This is a genomic window from Kitasatospora sp. NPDC089509, from assembly GCF_044749365.1.
GTDB lineage: Bacteria > Actinomycetota > Actinomycetes > Streptomycetales > Streptomycetaceae > Kitasatospora.
The window spans coordinates 125,685-145,370 of record NZ_JBIVHS010000004.1 but is presented as its reverse complement, the minus strand read 5'-3'; the positions used below and the strand labels follow the sequence as shown (position 1 = coordinate 145,370).

Sequence of the window (19,686 nt, the reverse complement as noted above, 5' to 3'; positions counted from 1 at the left end):
TCCCGAACGGCCGGTCCGCCACCGCTGACCGGCCGTTCGGGCGGGCCGATTCCGGGGAACGACCAACGGCATGACGATCCCTCACCGCCGCACCGGCACCGGCGACCACCCCGTCCTCGTCCTGCACGACTGGTTCGGCACCAGCGCGGGCTGGAGCCCCTTCCTCGACTACCTCGACGGCAGGACCTTCAGCTACGCCTTCCTCGACTACCGCGGCTACGGCGACCGCAAGGACGTGACCGGCGCCTACACGCTGGCCGAGATAGCCGCCGACGCCCTCGCCCTCGCCGACCAGCTCGGCTGGGACCGCTTCTCCGTGGTCGGCCACTCGATGGGCGCCAAGGCGGCCCAGCAGCTGCTGGCCGAGGCGCCGTCGCGGGTGCGCAAGCTGGTCGGCCTGGCGCCGGTGCCGGCCGGGTCGTACCCGCTGGACGAGGCCGGCGAGCAGCTGTTCTACGGCGCCGCCGAGGACCGGGAGAAGCGGTTCGCGATCCTCGACCTGGTCACCGGGCAGCGGGCCGGCCGGGTCTGGCTGGACCGGATGGTCGACCAGTCGCTGCGGCTGTCGACCCCCGAGGCCGTCGACGGGTACGTCCGGGACTGGACGACGGCCGACCTGGAGCGGCGGATCAGCGGGAACCCCGTACCGGTCAAGGTGATCGTGGGCGAGTACGACCTCGCGCTGACCACCGATCTCATGCGGGGCACCTGGCTGGAGCACTACCCCAACGCCGAGTTGGAGGAGCTCAGCGGCAGCGGGCACTACCCGATGTACGAGGCGCCGGTCGCACTGGCCTCCTCGCTGGAGTCCTTCCTGCACGACTGACCGGCGCCCCACGCCCGTTCACCGGGTCCACGGCCGTGGGCCGGGTGGCCGGGCGCCCGTCGCGGTAGACGGCGGTAGACGATGGCGCATGGACCGGAGACCCGTGCGCATGGGGCGTCGAGGGCTCCGCGCCTACCGTCGAGGTATGACGGAGAACACGACTGACGAGGCGTCGACGGTGCTGCTGGTCGGCGCCTCCGGGGCGGTGGGGCGGCACCTGGGACTGCAGCTCGCCGCCGCCGGAGTGCGGGTGCGGACGCTGACCCGGCGCGCGGACCGGGCCCGGCAGCAGGGGTACGTGCACGGCGACCTGCGCGACCCGCGCTCGCTGCGCGCGGCCGCGCACGGCGTCGACGCGGTGTTCCTGCGCTGGCCGTCCACGACCGCCGAGGGCGCCGCGGCGGCGGTGGCGGCGCTGGCCGGGGAGGTCCGGCGGGTGGTGCTGCTCTCCCCGGCGGGCGGGCCCGCGGCGCCGACCGGGGAGGTCGAGGCGCTCCTCGGTCGCAGCGGGCTGCCGCACACCGTGCTGCGGCCGCACGGCCTCGCGGGCGACGCGCTGCGCTGGGCGGAGGAGATCCGGGCCGGGGACGCCGTGCGCGGCTACGGCGGCACGGCCGGGCTGAACCTGGTGGACGAGCGGGACATCGCCGCGGTGGCCGTCCGGGCGCTGACCGAGGACGGGCACGACGGCGCCCGCTACGTCCTCACCGGCCCGGAGTCCCCGACCCAGGCCGAACAGGTGCGGATCATCGGCGAGGCGGCCGGGCGGGAGGTCCGCTGGGAGGAGGTCCCCCGGGAGGCCGCCCGCCACCGGATGCTCAGCACCGGCTGGCCCCCGGCCCTGGCGGACGGCGCCCTGGACTTCATCCACGCCCGGATCGCCGCCCCGGAACCGGTCACCACGACGGTCCAGGACGTCACCGGCCGGCCCGCCCGCCCCTTCCGCGCCTGGGCCGCGGACCACGCCGCGCTGTTCCGGTGAGCCGCCGGACGGTCAGGCGCGGCCGGCTCCCCGGCCGGTCGGGCGCGGGCGGTCGGGAGGGGCGGTCAGATCCCGAGGCCGCGGACGACCAGGTCGACCAGGGCGAAGAAGAACAGCGAGATGCCGACGAAGCTGTTGGTCTGGAAGAACGCCCGGTTGAGCCGTGAGAGGTCGTTCGGCTTGACGATGGTGTGCTCGTAGCCGAAGGCACCCGCGACGACCGCCAGGCCGATCCAGAAGGCCGGGCCGGCGTCGGTGAGCACCGCGAACCAGCCCAGCAGCAGGGTGGTCAGGACGTGGCAGACCCGGGCGCCCCAGATCGCGGCGGGGACACCGAACCGGGCCGGCGGGGAGCCGACCCCGTTCTCCCGGTCGGACTCGACGTCCTGGCAGGCGTAGATCAGGTCGAAGCCGCCGATCCAGATGCCGACCGCGAGGCCGAGCACCACGGCCTCCCAGGACCAACTGCCGGTCACCGCGAGCCAGGCGCCGACCGGTCCCATCGCCTGGGCCAGGCCCAGGATCGCCTGCGGGAAGTTGGTGAACCGCTTGCCGTACGGGTAGACCACCATCGGCACCACGGCCACCGGGGCGAGCGCCAGGCACAGCGGGTTGAGCAGCGCCGCCGCGCCGAGGAAGACCACCAGCGCGACCGCCGAGCCGATGTACGCGGTCCTCAACGAGACGGCGCCGGTGACGAGTTCGCGACCGGCCGTGCGCGGGTTCCGGGCGTCGAGCTCACGGTCGATGATCCGGTTGGCGGCCATCGCGAAGGTGCGCAGGCCGACCATGCAGACGGTGACGACGAACAACTGGCCCCAGTGCACCCGCCGGTCGGCCAGGAACATCGCGGTGAGCGCGGCGATGTAGGCGAAGGGCAGGGCGAAGACCGAGTGCTCGATCATCACCAGCCGCAGGAACGCCTTGGTGCGGCCCGGGGTCTCGACGGCAGCCGTGCTCACAGTCCGTATTCCTTCCAACGACGGGTCACCAGCGCGGCGGTGGCCGGGTCCGAGGAGACCATCTCGGGCCAGCCGCCGTCCCGGGTGTAGCCCTCCTCGGGGAGCTTGCGGGTCGCGTCGATGCCCGCCTTGCCGCCCCAGAACTGCTGGTAGGAGGCGTGGTCGAGGTGGTCGACCGGACCCTCGACCACGGTGAGGTCGCGGCTGTAGTCGACGTTCCCGAAGGCCCGCCAGGCGACTTCCTGGTAGTCGTGCACGTCGCAGTCGGAGTCCACCACGATGATCAGCTTGGTGAGCGACATCATGTGGGCGCCCCAGATCGCGTGCATCGTCTTCTGGGCGTGCTTGGGGTACTTCTTGTCGATCGAGACGATCACGCAGTTGTGGAAGCCCCCGGCCTCGGGCAGGTCGTAGTCGACGATGTCCGGGATGATGATCTTCAGCAGCGGCAGGAAGAAGCGCTCGGTGAACTTGCCCAGCGGGCCGTCCTCGGTCGGCGGCCGGCCGACCACGATGGACTGCAGGATCGGCCGGCGGCGCATCGTCACGCAGTCGATCTTCAGCGCCGGAAACGGCTCCTGCGGGGTGTAGAAGCCGGTGTGGTCGCCGAACGGGCCCTCGGGGAGCATCTCACCGGGCTCCAGCCAGCCCTCCAGGACCACCTCGGCGTCGGCCGGGACCTGCAGTGGGACGGTCTTGCAGTCGACCATCCGGACCCGCTCGCCCGCGACGAAGCCGGCGAACAGGTACTCGTCGATGTCGCCGGGCAGCGGCGCGGTGGCCGCGTAGGTGACGGCGGGCGGGCAGCCGAAGGCGATCGCGACCGGGAGGCGCTCGCCGCGCTTGGCGGCGACGGCGTAGTGGTTGCGGCTGTCCTTGTGGATCTGCCAGTGCATCCCGATGGTGCGGCGGTCGTGCCGCTGGAGCCGGTAGAGGCCCAGGTTGCGGACGCCGGTGTCCGGGTCCTTGGTGTGGGTCAGGCCCAGGTTGAAGAAGGAGCCGCCGTCCAGCGGCCAGGTGAACAGCGCGGGCAGCTCGTCCAGGTTGACGTCGTCACCGGTGAGCACGACCTCCTGCACCGGGGCGTCGCCGGGCTTCACGTGCCGGGGCGGGACGTGCGCCATCGAGGCGAGCTTGCCGAAGGCGTCCCGGAATCCGGTGAAGCCCTGCGGCAGTTCGGGCTTGAGCAGGCCGGCGATCTTCTCCGCGATGTCCTCCGGGCCCTTGAGGCCGAGGGACTTGGCGAGCCGCCGCTCGGTGCCGAAGACGTTCATCGCGAGCGGCATCGACGAACCCTTGACGTTCTCGAACAGCAGCGCCGGGCCCTTGGCCTTCTGCACGCGATCGACGATCTCGCCGATCTCCAGGTGCGGGTCCACCTCCGCCTTGATGCGCTTGAGGTCGCCTTCGCGGTCGAGGGCCCGGAGAAACGAGCGGAGATCGTCGTATGCCATGTCTGTCAGTATCCGCCACCGGATAGCCTGGCTTGCGTCAAGGGCCCCGGAAGGCGCCCGCCGCTACCGCCGTCGCCGGGGGGAGATCACAGCCGTGCTGAGGATTCTTCTGACCATCGTCCTTCCGCTCGCGCTGTGGGTGTGGGCGTTCATCGACTGCCTGGTCACGCCCGAGGAGGAGGTGCGGTACCTGCCGAAGGTGATCTGGCTGATCATCGTGCTGCTCTTCCCGCCGCTCGGTCCGATCGCCTGGCTGGTGGCCGGCCGGCGGCGCGGCTTCCTGCGGGCCGCGGCACCGGGCGGGCCCGGACAGTCGGCCGCCGACGGCCGGCCGGGGCCGGGCGGGCCACGCGGCGGGCGCCAGGTGGCACCGGACGACGATCCGGAGTTCCTCGCCTCGCTCGGGAAGGCGGCGCCGTCGGGTGACGGGTCGCGCCCCGGGGGCGGGTCGTTGCAGGAGGACGACAAGGACCACGAGGCGATGCTCCGGCAGTGGGAGGCCGATCTGCGCCGGCGCGAGCAGGAGCTGCGCGGCGGCGACGAGCCCGAGGACGGGCGAAAGAGCTGATCGGAGCGGTTCGGCCGCTCCCCCGGACAGCCCACCCGGACGCTCACGGGTGGGCTGTGGCGTTTTTGGCGCTTCCCTACGACTGCGGACCCTCTAGCACGAATCGGCTCCTTCCCGGCGTCGGGATTGAGCGGAGCTTGAGCCGTACCCCAGACGGGCGCCCTACAGTGCTGTGAGACGTCCCTGACCTGCGCTTTCCTTCATGCTCAGATCATCGGATCATCATCTGCCCGACAACCCCCAGTATTCGAACGGACACCGAGCGCACAGCCTTCGCACCGACCGCTTCTGTACAGGCCTGACAGCTAAACGAACTGGACCTTGTACGGAATCGACGCCGAAACCAGCGCACGGCCCCTCGTACAGTCATAAGTGAAGAAGTTGTTTCGCAGCTGGGGGCACAGCAGACGTTGGCTGTCGGACAGTTCCCTCACCCTTGGAGTGGTTCGAGATGACGGTTGTGCATGAGGTGCCGGTCGGCGGCGAGGTCCCCGAGGTCCCGGCTGACGCCAAGGGGCGGGTCGCCGAGCTCCACGAGCTCCGCGAGAAGGTGCTCCGCGGCCCGAGCGACAAGGCCACGGAGGCCCAGCACGCGAAGGGCAAGCTGACCGCCCGCGAGCGCATCGACCTGCTGCTGGACGAGGGCTCCTTCCGCGAGGTCGAGCCGCTGCGCCGGCACCGCGCCCAGGGCTTCGGCCTGGAGGCCAAGAAGCCGCACACCGACGGCGTGATCGTCGGCTGGGGCACCGTGCACGGGCGCACCGTGTTCACCTACGCGCACGACTTCCGGATCTTCGGCGGCGCCCTGGGCGAGGCCCACGCGCAGAAGATCCACAAGATCATGGACATGGCCATCGCGGCCGGTGCCCCGCTGGTCTCGCTGAACGACGGCGCCGGCGCCCGCATCCAGGAGGGCGTCACCGCCCTGGCCGGTTACGGTGGCATCTTCCAGCGCAACACCAAGGCCTCCGGCGTCATCCCGCAGATCTCGGTGATGCTCGGCCCGTGCGCCGGCGGCGCCGCGTACTCCCCCGCGCTGACCGACTTCGTCTTCATGGTCCGCGAGACCTCGCAGATGTTCATCACCGGCCCGGACGTGGTCCAGGCGGTGACCGGCGAGAAGATCAGCCAGAACGGGCTGGGCGGCGCCGACGTGCACGCCGGCGTCTCGGGCGTCTCGCACTTCGTCTACGACGACGAGCAGTCCTGCATCGAGGAGGTCCGCTACCTCCTCTCGCTGCTGCCGCAGAACAACCGCGAGATGCCGCCGTCCGTGGTCAGCGAGGACCCGGTCGAGCGCCGCAACGACAGCCTGCTGGACCTGGTGCCCGCCGACGGCAACCGCCCGTACGACATGCGCAAGGTGATCGAGGAGATCGTCGACCACGGCGAGTACCTGGAGGTCCACGAGCGCTGGGCGACCAACGTGCTGTGCGTGCTGGCCCGGGTCGACGGCCACGTCACCGGCATCATCGCCAACCAGCCGCAGTCGCTGGCCGGCGTGCTGGACATCAACGCCAGCGAGAAGGCCGCGCGCTTCGTCCAGATGTGCGACGCCTTCAACATCCCGCTGCTCACCCTGCTGGACGTCCCCGGCTTCCTGCCCGGCGTCGACCAGGAGCACGGCGGCATCATCCGGCACGGCGCCAAGCTGCTGTACGCGTACTGCAACGCCACCGTGCCCCGGATCTCGCTGATCCTGCGCAAGGCCTACGGCGGCGCGTACATCGTGATGGACTCCCGCTCCATCGGCGCGGACCTGTCCTACGCCTGGCCGACCAACGAGATCGCCGTGATGGGCGCCGAGGGCGCCGCCAACGTCATCTTCCGCCGCGAGATCAACGGCGCCGAGGACCCGGACGCCATGCGCGCCCAGAAGATCAAGGAATACAAGAACGAACTGATGCACCCGTACTACGCGGCCGAGCGCGGCCTCGTGGACGACGTCATCGACCCGGCCGAAACCCGCCAGGTGATCGCCGCAGCACTGGCCATGCTCCGCACCAAGCACGCCGACCTGCCCAGCCGCAAGCACGGCAACCCGCCGATGTAGCACGGCGGTTCGCCACGGCAGGCCGCACCGAGCACCACCTCACACCACACGCAACCGGGGGAGAAACGAAGACATGACCGCTTCCGCCGAACCTCTCGTCCGCATCGTCCGCGGCACCCTCTCCGACGAGGAACTCGCCGCCCTCACCGCCGTGCTGGCGGCGCGTGCCGCCGTCGCGCAGCAGGCCACCGCCACCGCGCAGGTCGAGCCGATCGCCAGCTGGCAGCGCCTGGAGCGCCGCCCGGCGTACTACTCGCCGGTCAGCTGGCAGCAGGCCGCCTGACGCTTCCGGGCTCCGGCCGTCGCAGGACAGGCCCCGACGGCCGGTCACCCGCTCCGGGTGGCCGGCCGTCGGGCCGTCCACCGGCTCCCGACCGGACGTTCCGTCGGCACACCGGGGGGCCGGCCCGGGTGCGGGCGCCGTTCGCACCCGCCCTCACCCGTTCGCACCCGTTCGCACCCGTCCGGCCCGGCGCGGAGCGGCTCGGTAGGATACCTACCGGACGGTTCGCGCCCGTCGCCCCGTCGGCCCCCATAGGATCGGCCGCTGCCGAGGTACAGAACTTTCCAGGGAGGCTGCGATGGCCAGGCAGGCCCGCGCGCTGGCGACCCGCCAGGCGGTACTCCTCGCGGCGGCCGAGGTGTTCGACGAGCGGGGCTACGCCGCCGCCACGATGTCCGAGATCCTGGACCGGGCGGGTGTCACCAAGGGCGCGCTGTACTTCCACTTCCGCTCCAAGGAGGAGCTGGCGCTCGCCGTGATCGAGGGTCAGGGCGCCTGGATCGCCTCCTGGGAGCCCTCCTCGGACAGCCCGGTGCAGACCCTGATCGACCTCGGGTACGCCTTCGCCCGGGCGCTCCAGGAGGACCCGCTGGTGCGCGGCAGCATCCGGCTGACGATCGAGCACGGCAGCTTCACCCAGCCCCAGATCGCCGCCTACCAGGGCTGGATGGACCTGGTCCGGGCGCTGCTGGAGCGCGCCCGGGAGGCCGGGGACCTCCACCCCGGGGTCGACCTGGTCGCGGCCTCCGGGGTGATCACCGGCGCGGTCACCGGGATCCAGCTGAGCTCCCAGGTGCTGGCCGACCGGCAGGACCTGATCCAGCGGATGGCCGACCTGTGGACGCTGATCCTGCCGGGGCTGGTCCAGCCGCACGCACTGGCCCGGTTGAGCGTCGCCGAGCGCGGCTGAGCGTCGCGGAGCCCGGCTGAGCCCCGGCGGACCCGGCGGACCCGGCTACACCCGGTATCCGGCCCGGTCGTCCGGGCCCACCAGGGCCGGCAGCACGGCCGTCCAGAGCCGCCGGACCGTCTCCGGTGCCGGCCGGCCGGGCTCCTCCGCCGCCAGCAGCACCTGACCGGCCACCACCGTGGTGATCAGCTCGGCGCAGGCCCGCCGGTCCGCCCCCGGGCACAGTTCGCCGGCCCGTTCGGCGCGGTCCAGCAGTCGGTGGACCACGGTGTCGAGGCTGCGCCAGGCGGTGTCCGGGCCGGCCTCATCGGTGCGACCGGCGTCCGGCCGCGGGCCCTGCCGGCCGAGCCGGACCCCGGCCCGCACCACCACGTCCTCGCGCAGCAGCCGGGCCAGCTCGTACGAGAAGTCGATCAGCCCCTGGACGGCCGGGCCCTCGGCGCGCAGGGCGCGCAGCGCGGCCGAGCCGATCTCCCGTCCGGCGGCGGCCCGCACACCGTCGGCGAGGGCCTGCTTGGAGACGAAGTGGAAGTAGAGGGCGCCCTTGCTCACCCCGGCCCGGCGACTGATGTCGACCAGGCTGGCGGCCTCGAACCCGACCCCCGCGAAGGTGTCCGCGGCGGCGAGCAGCACGGCCTGCCTGGTCCGCCCCGCGCGTTCCTGCTTGACCACTGATCCCCCCGGACTCCGCCGGACGCGCTTCCCCGCCTCACCCGGCCGCTGTCGGCGCGCCCTCGGTCGGAGGCGGCACCTCGCACGCGGACGACGCTGGCCGAAACCGCATGGTTGGTATCTAATCTAGCGCCTGTGTCGACCCCGCCGTCCAGCGGGGACCGCCCCCCGCCCAAGGTCTGCCTCCCCCGTTCCAGGCATTCCCGCAGCCCAGAGGCCGGGTAGCGTGGTCGGTCCGGGTCCTGCGACGGGGCCACCCCGGCCGCAGAAGACAAACCGGGTGGTATGTATGTTTTGCTGTGGGCGACCGTAGCGGCCGCCGGACCGACACCCTGGAGCTGGGGCCAGTCATGCCAATGATCGTAGAGCCGGACGCCTTCGGCCCGTACGCCCACCCCGGCTCCGACCCGTCCCCCGGCAGCCGCCCCGGCTCCGGCTCCGGCTACGACTTCCACGACCGGACCGTCTCCCGGCACCTGGTGCACCGCGCCTCGGTCTCCGAGGTCTTCCTCACCGGCTGGCAGGCCACCGGCCCGTACGACTTCCTGCTCGGCGCCCAGTGGCCCCGGCTGCACGGCTTCTACCGGCTGCCCGGGGACCGCTACCACGACCCGGTGCTGATGGCCGAGACCGTCCGGCAGGCCGGACTGCTGATCGGCCACGCCGGCTTCGGGGTGCCGCGCGACCACCACTTCGTCATGGAGGACCTCGGCTACGCGCTCGGCGAGTCGGGCCTGCCCGGCCTGGCCGTGACCGCCGGCCCGGCCTCGCTGATGCTGACGGTCGGCTGCCAGGACGTCCGGATGCGGCACGGCCGGCTGGCCTCCCTGCGGGTGCAGGCCGAGATCACCCGGGACGGCCTGCGGATCGGCCACGGTTCCGGCCAGCTGCGGGTGATCACCCCTGCCTCGTACGAGCGGCTGCGCGGCCACCGCACCGTCGCCCCGGCGCGGCCGCCGGAGCCCGCCGCGCCCGAGCTGGTCGGCCGGGCGGAACCCGCGGACGTGGTGCTCAGCCCGACCCTGCGGCCGGACACCTGGCTGCTGCGCGCCGACGCCGACCACCCGGTGCTGTTCGACCACGAGCTGGACCACGTGCCCGGGATGCTGGTCCTGGAGGCCGCCCGGCAGGCCGCCCAGCGGCTGCACCACCCCGAGCCGGTGGTGCCGGTCGAGCTGGTGACCTCCTTCGACCGCTACATCGAGCTGGACCGGCCCTGCTACGTGCGGGCCGTCCGCGAGCGGACACCGGACGGCCGCCGCACCCCCGTCCTGGTCAGGCTGCTCCAGGACGGGCGGACGGCGGCCGAGTGCCGGCTGCTCACCGCGCCGGTGGACGGTCCGCGGGTGCCGGTCCGGCGGGACGCCTTCGAGGGCCGCCCCACCGCGCCCGGCCTGCTGCCGCTGGCGAGCTGAGGGCCGCCCTCAGGCGGCCACCAGGGCGGCCGGCCGCCGCCCGGCGTGCATCACGCTGAGGTTGGCCGCCAGCCGGACCGGGTCCTGGGCCAGCCAGAGCCGCAGCGCCGCGCCCAGCGCCGCGCTGGCCGACTCGATCCGGACGTCGGTGATCTGGGCGATCCGGGCCGCGCCGGGCACCAGCAGGTCGGCCAGCGCGGTCGGCAGCCAGACCGTCAGCGCGCACGGCGCCGGCGTGGCGATGGCGCTCAGCAGCCGGTAGGCGTCCCCCGGCGCGCTGAGCGTGGGGATGATGTCCAGCAGAGCGTCGGCCACCACTTCGGACACGTCGCTCCGGTGTCCCTGGGCGAGCCGACGGAGCAGCAGCTGCTCGGCGGCGGTGATTCGGACGGTCAGCATGACCTCGTCGCACTCCATTGCGCGATTTCCTCCTCGTTCCTCCCCGTACCGGCACGGGACGGCCGGCACGAACTACCCCCGTTGCACCTCGGCCCGGCCACCTCCGTGGACAGCCGGGCCGACGGGTGGGTGCCCCCGGTCAGATCCCCGCGTACGAGTGCTTGCCGGTGACGAAGATGTTCACGCCGTAGTAGTTGAAGCACCAGCAGGCGAAGGCAGCCAGCGCCAGGTAGGCGGCCTTGCGGCCCTTCCAACCGGCCGTGGCCCGGGCGTGCAGGTAGCAGGCGTAGGCGACCCAGGTGATGAACGACCAGGTCTCCTTCGGGTCCCACTCCCAGTACTTGCCCCAGGCGGCCTCGGCCCAGATCGCGCCCGCGATGATGGTGAACGTCCACAGCGGGAAGACCAGGGCGTTGATCCGGTACGACAGCTTGTCGAAGGTGGAGGCGGCGGGCAGCCGGCGCCAGATCGACGCCGAGGTGCCCAGCGGGCCGGTGGTCAGGCCGGCCGCCATCCGCTTGTCGAAGGAGTCCTTGGCCAGGTACAGCAGGGTGGAGATGAACGCCGCGTAGAAGGCGCCGCCGCAGAAGATCGCGGTGGAGACGTGGATCGCCAGCCAGTACGAGTGGAGCGCCGGGACGAGCTGCTCGGAGTCGGTGTAGAGCACCTGGGTCGCGATGCCGAGCGTCAGCAGCACGGCGACGGCGACCGGCAGGCCGAGCCAGCGCACGTTCTTCCGCGAGGCCAGCAGCACCAGGTAGGTGGCCGTCATCGCGAAGGCGAAGGCGCAGGAGAACTCGTACATGTTGCCCCACGGCCAGCGGGACACCGAGAGGCCGCGGGCGACGATGCCGCCGCCGTGCAGCAGCACCGCGAGGACGGTCAGCGAGACCGCGATGCGGCCGGCCAGGTCGGCCTTCTCGTTGGTGCCGGCCGCGCCCGGGCCGTCCACGTCCTCGTCGCCGCGACCGCCGGTGACCACCGTCGCGCCCGCGTCCGCCAGGACGGTGCGGGTGAGCGTGGTGGTGCCGCCCTTCGCCCCGGCGACGGTGACGGTGACCTTCTTGGCGGCCTTGGGCTCGGCGGCGGCGACGGTCTCGGCGAGGTTGCCCGCCTGCTCCGTGGACCGGACGGCGACCGCGCCCTTGCTGCCGAACGTCCACTCGAACATGTGGGCGAACATGGCGATCGTGTAGACCGCCATCGCCGAATAGATCAGCTTGTTGGAGAGGTCGGCCAGCTGTGGGTCGACCCCCGAGGCGAGGTGCACCGTCTACTCCTTGGCGTTCTGGTCAGCAGGGGCTGTGGGGTCTTCTGCTGCGGGGTCTTCCGCTCCCGGGGCGTCCGGTGCGGAGGCTTCCGGTGCGGGGTCTTCCGGTGCCGCCGGGTCCTCGGGTGCCTCGTCGGCCCCCTGGTCCTCCGACGCCGGGGCGTCGTCCTGGAGGTCCACCGCGAGTTCGGCCAGCTCCTCGGCGATCTTCGCCGACTCGCTGCGGGCCAGGCCGGCCAGCTCCACCTGGGTGCCGCCGCCCGGCAGGGCCACCGCCCGCACCCAGATCCGGCGGCGCTGGATGAACAGCGAACCGATCAGACCGAGGATCGCCAGCACCGCGCCGGTCAGCGCGATCTCGTTGCCGGGGCGGTGCGAGACGTTGAAGCTCGCCCACTGCTTGTAGCCCTCGAAGGTGACGCTGCCGTAGCCGTCCGGCAGGTTCCAGGCCTGGCCCGGCTTGAGCAGGGCCTTGGCCGGCTGGCCGTCCTGCTGCATCTGGGTGAGCTTGGCGGTGTTCAGCTGGTAGATGTTCTGCGGCAGGCCGGAGTCGGTGCCGAGGTCGCCGGAGAAGGCGTTCAGCACCAGTTCGGGGGCGGCGTCGCCGGGGAACAGTGAGATCGGGCCGGTGCCGGCGAAGCTCAGCGGGGCGGTCGGCAGGAAGAAGCCGGAGAAGCCCAGCTGGGTCCGGTTGCCGTCCGGGCCGGCGCCGTAGTCGGAGACCTTCACCACGCCGGTCGAGGTCAGGTTGGCGTCCTGCGGCAGGAACGGCACGACGTCGTGGTAGACCACGTCGCCCTTGCCGTTCTTCACGGTGATCACCGGGGCGTAGCCGTGGCCGATCAGGAAGACCTTGCTGCCGCCGATCTCCAGCGGGTGGTTGACCTCGATCGTGCCCTTCTTCAGCTTCGACTCGTCGCTGCCCTCGTAGTACTGCACGTTCGCGGTGAACTGCCGGGCGGCGCCCATCTGGTCACCGGTGTTCTGGAACTTCGAGGTGAAGTCGTTGAGCTTCAGGTAGAACGGGTCGAGGTCCTGGCTGCCGTAGAACCGGGTGCCGGTGAAGTCGTCGAGCTGGGTGATGGTGTTGGAGTAGCCCTGGCCCTCGACCATCAGCTTGCCGCCGGTGCCGGAGGCCAGGCTGGCCCAGGCGAAGCCGCCGAGCAGCGCGAACAGCGACAGGTGGAACAGCAGGTTGCCGACCTCGCGCAGGTACCCCTTCTCGGCGGCCACCGCGCCGCCGGCCAGGTTGGCCCGGAAGCCGCGCTTGCGCAGCAGCCGGTGGGCGGCCGCGTTCACCTGCTCCGCGTCCGCGTCGGTGCGCCAGGCCGCGTACACCGGCATCCGGGTCAGGTTGCGCGGGGCGGCCGGCGGCTGGGAGCGCAGCACGCCGACGAACTGCCAGGTCCGCGGGATGATGCAGCCGGCCAGCGAGACGAACAGCAGGATGTAGATCGCCGAGAACCAGACCGAGCTGTAGACGTCGAACAGCTGGAGCTTCTCGTAGATCGGCGCGACCGTGGTGTGCTGCGCCTTCCAGGTCTGCACCTTGAACTGGTTCTGGCCGTTCTGCGGGATCAGCGACCCCGGGATGGCGGCCAGCGAGAGCAGGAACAGCAGGATCAGGGCGACCCGCATCGAGGTCAGCTGGCGCCACATCCAGCGCGCCCAGCCGAGCACCCCTATGCCGGTCGGTCCCTCGGACTCGACCGGCGCGGTGCTGAGCCGCTCGGCGGCGGCGTCCTCGTCCGGCGCCGGGGGCAGCTCGGTATCGGTCGTGGTCTTGCTCACGGTCAGATTCCGATCTGGGAGTCGGCGGTCCAGGACTGCAGTTCGCTCATCCAGGAATCCCAGATCCCGGTGACGAGCAGCAGACCGACCGCGACGAGCATGCCGCCACCGATCCGCATGACGAGCGGGTAGTGCCGCTTGACCCACCCGAAGGCACCCAGCGCGCGGCGGAAGGCCAGCGCGGCCACGATGAACGGTACGCCGAGGCCCAGGCAGTAGAAGGTCATCAGCAGGGCCCCGCGCGCCGCGTCGGCCTGGTTCAGCGACAGGCTCTGGACGGCGGCCAGGGTCGGGCCGATGCAGGGCGTCCAGCCGACGCCGAACACCACGCCGAGCAGCGGCGCGCCGAGCAGGCCGACGGCCGGGCGGCGGTGCGAACGCACCTCACGCATGCTCAGCCCGGGGACGAGGCCCATGAAGGCCAGCCCCATCACCACGGTGAGCGCGCCGAGCACGATCGAGATGGCCCGCTTGTGCTGCAGCAGGGTGGTGCCGAACTGGCCGAACAGCGCCCCGCCGGAGACGAAGACCGCGGTGAAGCCGAGGATGAACAGCGTCGCCCCGAGCAGCATCCGGCCACGCCGGGCGCCGCGGGCGTCCGCGAGGTCGGCGGCGGAGAAGCCGGTCACGTACGAGAGGTAGCCGGGCACCAGCGGCAGCACGCAGGGCGAGAAGAACGACACCAGGCCGGCCACCAGCGCGATCGGCGCCGCGGCGAGCAGCGCCCCGCTCTGCACGGTGCTGAAGTTGTCCGCCAGCGGGAGTCCGGCCTGCGCGAGTTCGGCGAGTCGTGGCGCCCCGCTCACTGGTGCTGCTCCGCGACCACCGGCTGGACGATCGACTCCAGCGCCTCCTGGGTCGTCCCGCCGACGGCGCGGGCGGCCAGCTTGCCGTCCCGGTCGACGATCAGGGTGGTCGGGATGGACTGCGGGTTGAGGCTGCCCTTGGGGAACTTGAGCAGCTGGGTGCCGGCCGGGTCGAAGATGCTCGGGAAGGAGACGCCCTGCTCCTGCTCGAAGCGGACGGCGTTGGTCTTGTCGGTGTCCCGGGTGTTGATGCCGAGGAACTGGACGCCCTTGTCCTTGTACTCGTCCGCGACGGCCTGGAGGTTCTTCGCCTCGGCCCGGCACGGCCCGCACCAGGAGCCCCACACGTTCAGCACCACGACCTTGCCGCGGTAGTCGGAGAGCTTGACCTGGTTGCCCTCCAGGGTCTCCCCGGAGATGTCCGGCGCGTCCCCGCGCTTGCCCGTGTCCGCCTTCGACAGGTTGGTCCCCTTGACGGTGACGAACCCGACCTGGCCCTCGCCGCTGCCCGACGAGCCCGAGGAGGAACAGCCGGTGAGGACGAGCGCAGCGGCGGCGACTGTGGCGGCGGCTGCGGCGACACGGGGACGGGGGCGCGTCATGGCAGACATGTGAAAAGTTTCGCATGGAGTTCCGGCCCGGTTCGCCGGGGTCCTACCTTGCGCGTCGCACCCCGTCTGACCTGCGACGACTTCGGGTCACCCGGCATTTGCCAGGTGACCCGAAGTCATACTTACGCACCGCTTACGGGGTCAGGCGCCGAAGCTCTTGCCCACCGGCTTGTCGCCCTTGCGGCCCTTGCCGACCAGGTGCGCGGGCAGCAGGTCGCGGGCCGGCTCGCGGTAGCCGACCGAGACGATCCGGTCGCCCTCGAAGGTGAAGCTGGTCAGCGAGGCCAGCGAGCACTGCCGCTTGCGCGGGTCGTGCCAGAGCCGACGGCGCTCGACGAAGGAGCGGAGGATCCAGATCGGCAGCTGGTGGCTGACGCAGACCGCCTCGTGCCCGCGGGCGGCGTCCCGGGCCGCGCCGAGCGCGCCCATCATCCGCACCACCTGGTCGAGGTACGGCTCGCCCCAGGACGGCTTGAACGGGTTGGTGAGGTACTTCCAGTAGCCCGGGTTGCGCAGCGAACCGTCGCCGACCCCGAAGGTCTTGCCCTCGAAGATGTTCTCCGCCTCGATCAGCCGCGCGTCCTCCGCGACGTCCAGGCCGTGCGCCTTGCCGATCGGCGCGGCGGTCTCCTGGGCCCGCTCCAGCGGGGAGGCGACCACGTGGGTGATGTCCCGTCCGGCCAGGTCCTCGGCGACCCGGTCGGCCATCTGCCGGCCCAGCTCGGACAGGTGGTAGCCCGGCAGGCGCCCGTACAGGATGCCCTCCGGGTTGTGCACCTCGCCGTGCCGCATCACGTGGACGACGGTGATCTCTTTGGCGCTCACTTCTCAACTACTCCTGGGACTCGGGGCTCAGGCCGTGGCGGCGGCAGCGGCGCGCGCGGCGGCCGGCAGGGCGGCGGCGATCCGCTCGATCGCCCGGGCGTCGTGGGTCGCCGAGACGAACCAGGACTCGAAGGCGGACGGCGGCAGGTAGACGCCCTCGGCGAGCATCGCGTGGAAGAAGGCGGTGAAACGGTACGCCTCCTGGGTCCGGGCCTCGTCGTAGTTGGTGACGGGGGCCTCGGTGAAGAACACCGAGAACATGTTCCCGGCGGTCTGCAGCCGGTGCGCCACGCCCTCCTTGGCGAGCGCCTCGGAGACCAGGCCGGAGACCTCGGCGGCCACCTCGTCCACCGTCGCGTACACCTCGTCGGTGCAGCCGCGCAGCTGGGCCAGGCCCGCCGCGGTGGCGACCGGGTTCCCGGACAGGGTGCCCGCCTGGTAGACCGGTCCGGCCGGGGCCAGGTGGGCCATCACGTCGGCGCGGCCGCCGAAGGCCGCGGCCGGGAAGCCGCCGCCCATGACCTTGCCGAAGGTCAGCAGGTCGGGCGCCCAGCCCTCGTGCGCCGCCTCCAGGCCGTACCAGCCGGCCTTGGAGACGCGGAAGCCGGTCATCACCTCGTCGGAGACGAACAGCGCGCCGTTGTCCCGGCAGAGCCGGGCCAGGCCCGCGTTGAAACCGGGCAGCGGCGGGACGACGCCCATGTTGCCGGGCGAGGCCTCGGTGATCACACAGGCGATCTCGCCCGGGTGGGCGGCGAAGGCCTGCTCGACGGCGGCGAGGTCGTTGTACGGCAGCACGATGGTGTCGCCGGCCTGGGCGCCGGTGACGCCCGGGGTGTCCGGCAGGCCGAAGGTGGCCACGCCGGAACCGGCGGCGGCCAGCAGGGCGTCCACGTGACCGTGGTAGCAACCGGCGAACTTGACCACCTTCGCCCGGCCGGTGAAGCCGCGGGCGAGCCGGATCGCGGACATGGTGGCCTCGGTGCCGGAGGAGACCAGGCGGACCTGCTCGACCGGGGCGACCCGGGCGACGATCTCCTCGGCCAGCTCGACCTCGCCCTGGCCGGGGGTGCCGAAGGAGGTGCCGCGGGCGACCGCCTGCTGGACGGCCTCGATCACGGCCGGGTTCGCGTGGCCGAGGATCATCGGACCCCACGAGCACACCAGGTCGACGTACTCACGGCCGTCGGCGTCGGTGAGGTAGGGGCCGTTGCCGGACACCATGAAGCGCGGCGTTCCGCCGACCGCGCGGAAGGCGCGCACCGGGGAGTTGACGCCGCCGGGCGTGACCACGGAGGCGCGATCGAAGAGCGACTGGGACTGGGGGGCTTCGTAGGGGTAGCTCACAGGAGACATGGTCTCAAATCGTGTCCTTGAGCTCTGCATGTCCGGCCCGATCATCTGGAACGATGATCCGGGCACCGTTGTCTGTACGGTTGTCCGTGACGGTTGTCCGTGGCGGTCGTGTACGGGCGGGGCCGCTGGCTGTTCCGGAGCACGGACCAGTCAGACTGTGGGCACGGGGTGCGCGAGCGCCCGGGGTGTGTGCAGGGGTGTGGAGAGGACTGCCGCGTACCGCGGATGGGTACGGCGGCGCATGACGGGTAAGGAGCACGTCCGGCGGGACGCCGGGCGTGCGGGGGTCTGTCGATTCCGGCGAATTCCGGTGAGGATGGTCCGAGTGTCCGAGGCGCAGGACGGCTTCGACGAGGCGGCGGGTGGCTCCCGCAGGCCCGCCGAAACCGCACGCGGGGGTACGGGAGCGGGTACGGGGCGTGGTCGCCGCGGCGGCGAGAGGCGGGGTGAGGGACGCGTGGGGGTGACGTACAAGTACTTCGGCGCACCGGACCGCGCGACCGCCGCCAGAGTCCCCACCGCCCTCGGCCCGGGCGGTCTCGGTCTGGACGCCGGTGAACTCGGCGCGCTGGGGCGGCTCGGCGACCTGATGGAGACCAGCGGCTCCCCCACCGGCCACCTCTCCACCAAGATCAAACCGGAGACCATGAGCGCCATGGTCCTCACCGGCATCCAGGGCGTGCCGCTGCACCAGGTGCCGCCGCTGGAGCTGGTGGTGCTGCACCCCGACTACGCCGTCGTCCAACTCCCGCACAACGTGGTCGAACCGCTCCGCAAGGCCGACGAGACCGAGCTCGGCGCGGCGGCCTTCATCTGGTCCACCGTGCCGGACCGGCGCGGGCCGCGGGACGCCTTCGTGATCTACAGCATGCTGCACGAGTGGCAGGACTTCGCCAACCGGCTGCACGACGCCGGGCACCAGCTGTACTGCCTGGTCTGGCCGTAGCGACCGCGCACCCCTGGGCGGTGAACCTGCCCAGGGGTGCGCCGAGTTGACGGCTCGTCAAGCTTTGCTGACGGGTCGGACCAGAATCGCGGCGAGCAGCAGGGCCAGTGCGAGCAGCCCGGTGGCCACCGCGAAGGCGAGTCGGAAGCCGGCCGTGAGCGACTCGGCCGCGGGGTGCCCGGCGGCGGCCAGGGTGTGGGCGCGGCCGGTGGCGAGGGTGCTGAGCACGGCGACCCCGAGCGCGCCGCCGACCTGCTGGGAGGTGCCGAACAGGCCGGAGGCGGTGCCCGCGTCGCGCGGGTCGACCCCGGCCATGGCGAGGGCGGTGAGCGCCGAAATCGCCAGGCCGAAGCCGCTGATCAGCAGCATGGTGGGCAGCACGTCGAGGGCGTAGTCGGCCTCGACGGGGAGCCTGGTCAGCAGGGCCAGCCCGGAGAGCAGCAGGACCAGACCGGTGAGCAGCATCCGGCGCTCGCCGAAGCGGGCGATCAGCCGGGCGGAGAGCAGCAGCGAGACGGCGCCGACGGTGGTGGCGGCCGGGAGCAGTGCGAGGCCGGTGGCGGCGGCGCCGTAGCCGCGGACGTCCTGCAGGTAGAGCGCGATCATGACCTGGAAGCCGAACATCCCGCCGACCATCAGGGTCTGCACCGCCGCGGCGGCGGAGAGGCCGCGGGAGCGGAAGACCCGCAGCGGGAGCAGCGGTCGGGCGGCCCGGGCCTGACGCAGCGTGAAGGCAGCCAGCAGGGCGAACGCGAGCGCGCCGAGGAGGAGGGTCCGGGGCGAGGTCCAGCCGTGCCCGCCGGTGCCGACGATGGCGTAGATGCCGAGCATCAGGGCGGCGGTGATCAGCGCGGCGCCCGGGGCGTCGACGCCGGCCCGCAGGCCCGGGCCCCGGTCGGGCGCCAGCACCCGGAGGGCCAGCAGGCCGGCGGCGAGGCCGATCGGCAGGTTGATCAGGAAGATCCAGTGCCAGTCGAGGGCCTGGGTGAGCGCCCCGCCGAGGACCTGGCCGATCGAGGCGCCGGCCGCCCCGACGAAGCTGAACGCGCCGATCGCGCGGCCGCGTTCGGCGGGCTCGGGGAACAGCGTGACGATCATGCCGAGGCTGACGGCCGAGGCCATCGCGCCGCCGACGCCCTGGAGGAAGCGGGCGGCGATCAGCATCCCCTGCGACGTGGCGAGGGCGCAGAGCAGCGAGGCGGCGGTGAAGACGGCGAGGCCGGCGATGAAGACCCGCTTGCGGCCGATCAGGTCGCCGAGCCGGCCGGCCAGCAGGAGCAGGCCGCCGAAGGCGATCAGGTAGGCGTTGACCGTCCAGGTCAGGTCGGCGGGCGAGAAGTGCAGGTCGTCCTGGATGGCGGGCAGCGCCACGGTGACGATCGAGCCGTCCAGGATGATCATCAGCATCCCCGCGCAGAGCACCGTGAGGGCGAGCGCGCGGGAGCGGGTGGGGCCGGGGGCCGGGGGCGCCGTGTCGGGCGCGGCCGGGGCGTGCGTGGTCATGGCGGTTCTCCCGGTTCGTCAAGTACCGGGAAGGACGCTATCAGATTGTTTTCT

General features: G+C 72.2%; 19 protein-coding genes. 8 read left to right on the top strand and 11 right to left on the bottom strand.

Annotated elements, in window-relative coordinates; genetic code table 11:
* The first annotated feature begins 70 nt into the window (after window positions 1–70).
* Both ACIP4P_RS10320 and ACIP4P_RS10315 read left to right on the top strand, forming a co-directional pair.
* Window positions 71–826: an alpha/beta fold hydrolase gene (locus ACIP4P_RS10320; protein ID WP_400916682.1), complete on the top strand. Its 756-nt coding sequence runs from the start codon at window positions 71–73 to the stop codon at window positions 824–826.
* 145 nt (window positions 827–971) lie between these two features.
* Window positions 972–1,808, top strand: coding sequence for an NAD(P)H-binding protein (locus ACIP4P_RS10315; RefSeq protein ID WP_400916681.1), 837 nt, complete (start codon window positions 972–974; stop codon window positions 1,806–1,808).
* 65 nt (window positions 1,809–1,873) lie between these two features.
* Here ACIP4P_RS10315 and mqnP read toward each other — a convergent pair whose 3' ends face one another.
* Both mqnP and ACIP4P_RS10305 read right to left on the bottom strand, forming a co-directional pair.
* Window positions 1,874–2,779 (bottom strand): menaquinone biosynthesis prenyltransferase MqnP, encoded by a 906-nt coding sequence (gene mqnP / locus ACIP4P_RS10310; protein WP_400917139.1) that lies wholly within the window; start codon window positions 2,777–2,779, stop codon window positions 1,874–1,876.
* On the bottom strand, window positions 2,767–4,224 hold the full coding sequence (locus ACIP4P_RS10305) for a menaquinone biosynthesis decarboxylase (protein ID WP_350511430.1): 1,458 nt from the start codon (window positions 4,222–4,224) through the stop codon (window positions 2,767–2,769). Before ACIP4P_RS10305 ends, mqnP begins: the two co-directional genes overlap by 13 nt.
* Before the next feature lie 94 nt (window positions 4,225–4,318).
* Here ACIP4P_RS10305 and ACIP4P_RS10300 point away from each other — a divergent pair, with 94 nt between their 5' ends.
* The 4 genes from ACIP4P_RS10300 (at window position 4,319) to ACIP4P_RS10285 (ending at window position 8,038) form a co-directional block, all read left to right on the top strand.
* On the top strand, window positions 4,319–4,792 hold the full coding sequence (locus ACIP4P_RS10300) for a PLD nuclease N-terminal domain-containing protein (RefSeq protein ID WP_400916678.1): 474 nt from the start codon (window positions 4,319–4,321) through the stop codon (window positions 4,790–4,792).
* 451 nt (window positions 4,793–5,243) lie between these two features.
* Window positions 5,244–6,845 carry an acyl-CoA carboxylase subunit beta gene (locus tag ACIP4P_RS10295; protein WP_400916676.1) on the top strand — a complete coding sequence of 534 codons (1,602 nt, stop codon included), beginning with the start codon at window positions 5,244–5,246 and terminating at the stop codon, window positions 6,843–6,845.
* 73 nt (window positions 6,846–6,918) lie between these two features.
* Entirely contained in the window at window positions 6,919–7,128 is a 210-nt protein-coding gene (locus ACIP4P_RS10290; RefSeq protein ID WP_350511433.1) for an acyl-CoA carboxylase epsilon subunit, read from the top strand.
* A 298-nt stretch (window positions 7,129–7,426) separates the two neighbouring features.
* Window positions 7,427–8,038: a ScbR family autoregulator-binding transcription factor gene (locus tag ACIP4P_RS10285; RefSeq protein ID WP_400916675.1), complete on the top strand. Its 612-nt coding sequence runs from the start codon at window positions 7,427–7,429 to the stop codon at window positions 8,036–8,038.
* A gap of 45 nt (window positions 8,039–8,083) precedes the next feature.
* On the opposite strand, the gene ACIP4P_RS10280 is transcribed toward ACIP4P_RS10285, so the two are convergent.
* Window positions 8,084–8,710, bottom strand: coding sequence for a ScbR family autoregulator-binding transcription factor (locus ACIP4P_RS10280; RefSeq protein WP_400916673.1), 627 nt, complete (start codon window positions 8,708–8,710; stop codon window positions 8,084–8,086).
* 350 nt (window positions 8,711–9,060) lie between these two features.
* Here ACIP4P_RS10280 and ACIP4P_RS10275 point away from each other — a divergent pair, with 350 nt between their 5' ends.
* On the top strand, window positions 9,061–10,125 hold the full coding sequence (locus ACIP4P_RS10275; RefSeq protein WP_400916672.1) for a ScbA/BarX family gamma-butyrolactone biosynthesis protein: 1,065 nt from the start codon (window positions 9,061–9,063) through the stop codon (window positions 10,123–10,125).
* A gap of 9 nt (window positions 10,126–10,134) precedes the next feature.
* Here ACIP4P_RS10275 and ACIP4P_RS10270 read toward each other — a convergent pair whose 3' ends face one another.
* The 7 genes from ACIP4P_RS10270 to hemL form a co-directional block, all read right to left on the bottom strand.
* Window positions 10,135–10,524 (bottom strand): hypothetical protein, encoded by a 390-nt coding sequence (locus ACIP4P_RS10270; RefSeq protein WP_400916670.1) that lies wholly within the window; start codon window positions 10,522–10,524, stop codon window positions 10,135–10,137.
* 139 nt (window positions 10,525–10,663) lie between these two features.
* Window positions 10,664–11,794, bottom strand: coding sequence for a c-type cytochrome biogenesis protein CcsB (gene ccsB, locus ACIP4P_RS10265; RefSeq protein ID WP_350511438.1), 1,131 nt, complete (start codon window positions 11,792–11,794; stop codon window positions 10,664–10,666).
* A 3-nt stretch (window positions 11,795–11,797) separates the two neighbouring features.
* Entirely contained in the window at window positions 11,798–13,585 is a 1,788-nt protein-coding gene (locus ACIP4P_RS10260) for a cytochrome c biogenesis protein ResB (RefSeq protein ID WP_400916669.1), read from the bottom strand.
* 2 nt (window positions 13,586–13,587) lie between these two features.
* On the bottom strand, window positions 13,588–14,343 hold the full coding sequence (locus tag ACIP4P_RS10255) for a cytochrome c biogenesis CcdA family protein (RefSeq protein WP_400917137.1): 756 nt from the start codon (window positions 14,341–14,343) through the stop codon (window positions 13,588–13,590).
* 44 nt (window positions 14,344–14,387) lie between these two features.
* Window positions 14,388–15,002, bottom strand: a complete 615-nt coding sequence (locus tag ACIP4P_RS10250; protein ID WP_400916666.1) for a TlpA family protein disulfide reductase — start codon at window positions 15,000–15,002, stop codon at window positions 14,388–14,390.
* 141 nt (window positions 15,003–15,143) lie between these two features.
* Window positions 15,144–15,794, bottom strand: a complete 651-nt coding sequence (locus tag ACIP4P_RS10245; RefSeq protein WP_350511521.1) for a histidine phosphatase family protein — start codon at window positions 15,792–15,794, stop codon at window positions 15,144–15,146.
* Between the two features lie 60 nt (window positions 15,795–15,854).
* Entirely contained in the window at window positions 15,855–17,183 is a 1,329-nt protein-coding gene (hemL, locus tag ACIP4P_RS10240) for a glutamate-1-semialdehyde 2,1-aminomutase (protein ID WP_400916663.1), read from the bottom strand.
* A gap of 316 nt (window positions 17,184–17,499) precedes the next feature.
* Here hemL and ACIP4P_RS10235 point away from each other — a divergent pair, with 316 nt between their 5' ends.
* A complete protein-coding gene (locus ACIP4P_RS10235; RefSeq protein ID WP_350511442.1) occupies window positions 17,500–18,129 on the top strand; it encodes a hypothetical protein in 630 nt (209 codons plus the stop codon).
* 57 nt (window positions 18,130–18,186) lie between these two features.
* Here ACIP4P_RS10235 and ACIP4P_RS10230 read toward each other — a convergent pair whose 3' ends face one another.
* Window positions 18,187–19,632: a DHA2 family efflux MFS transporter permease subunit gene (locus tag ACIP4P_RS10230; RefSeq protein WP_400916661.1), complete on the bottom strand. Its 1,446-nt coding sequence runs from the start codon at window positions 19,630–19,632 to the stop codon at window positions 18,187–18,189.
* Between the last annotated feature and the right edge of the window lie 54 nt (window positions 19,633–19,686).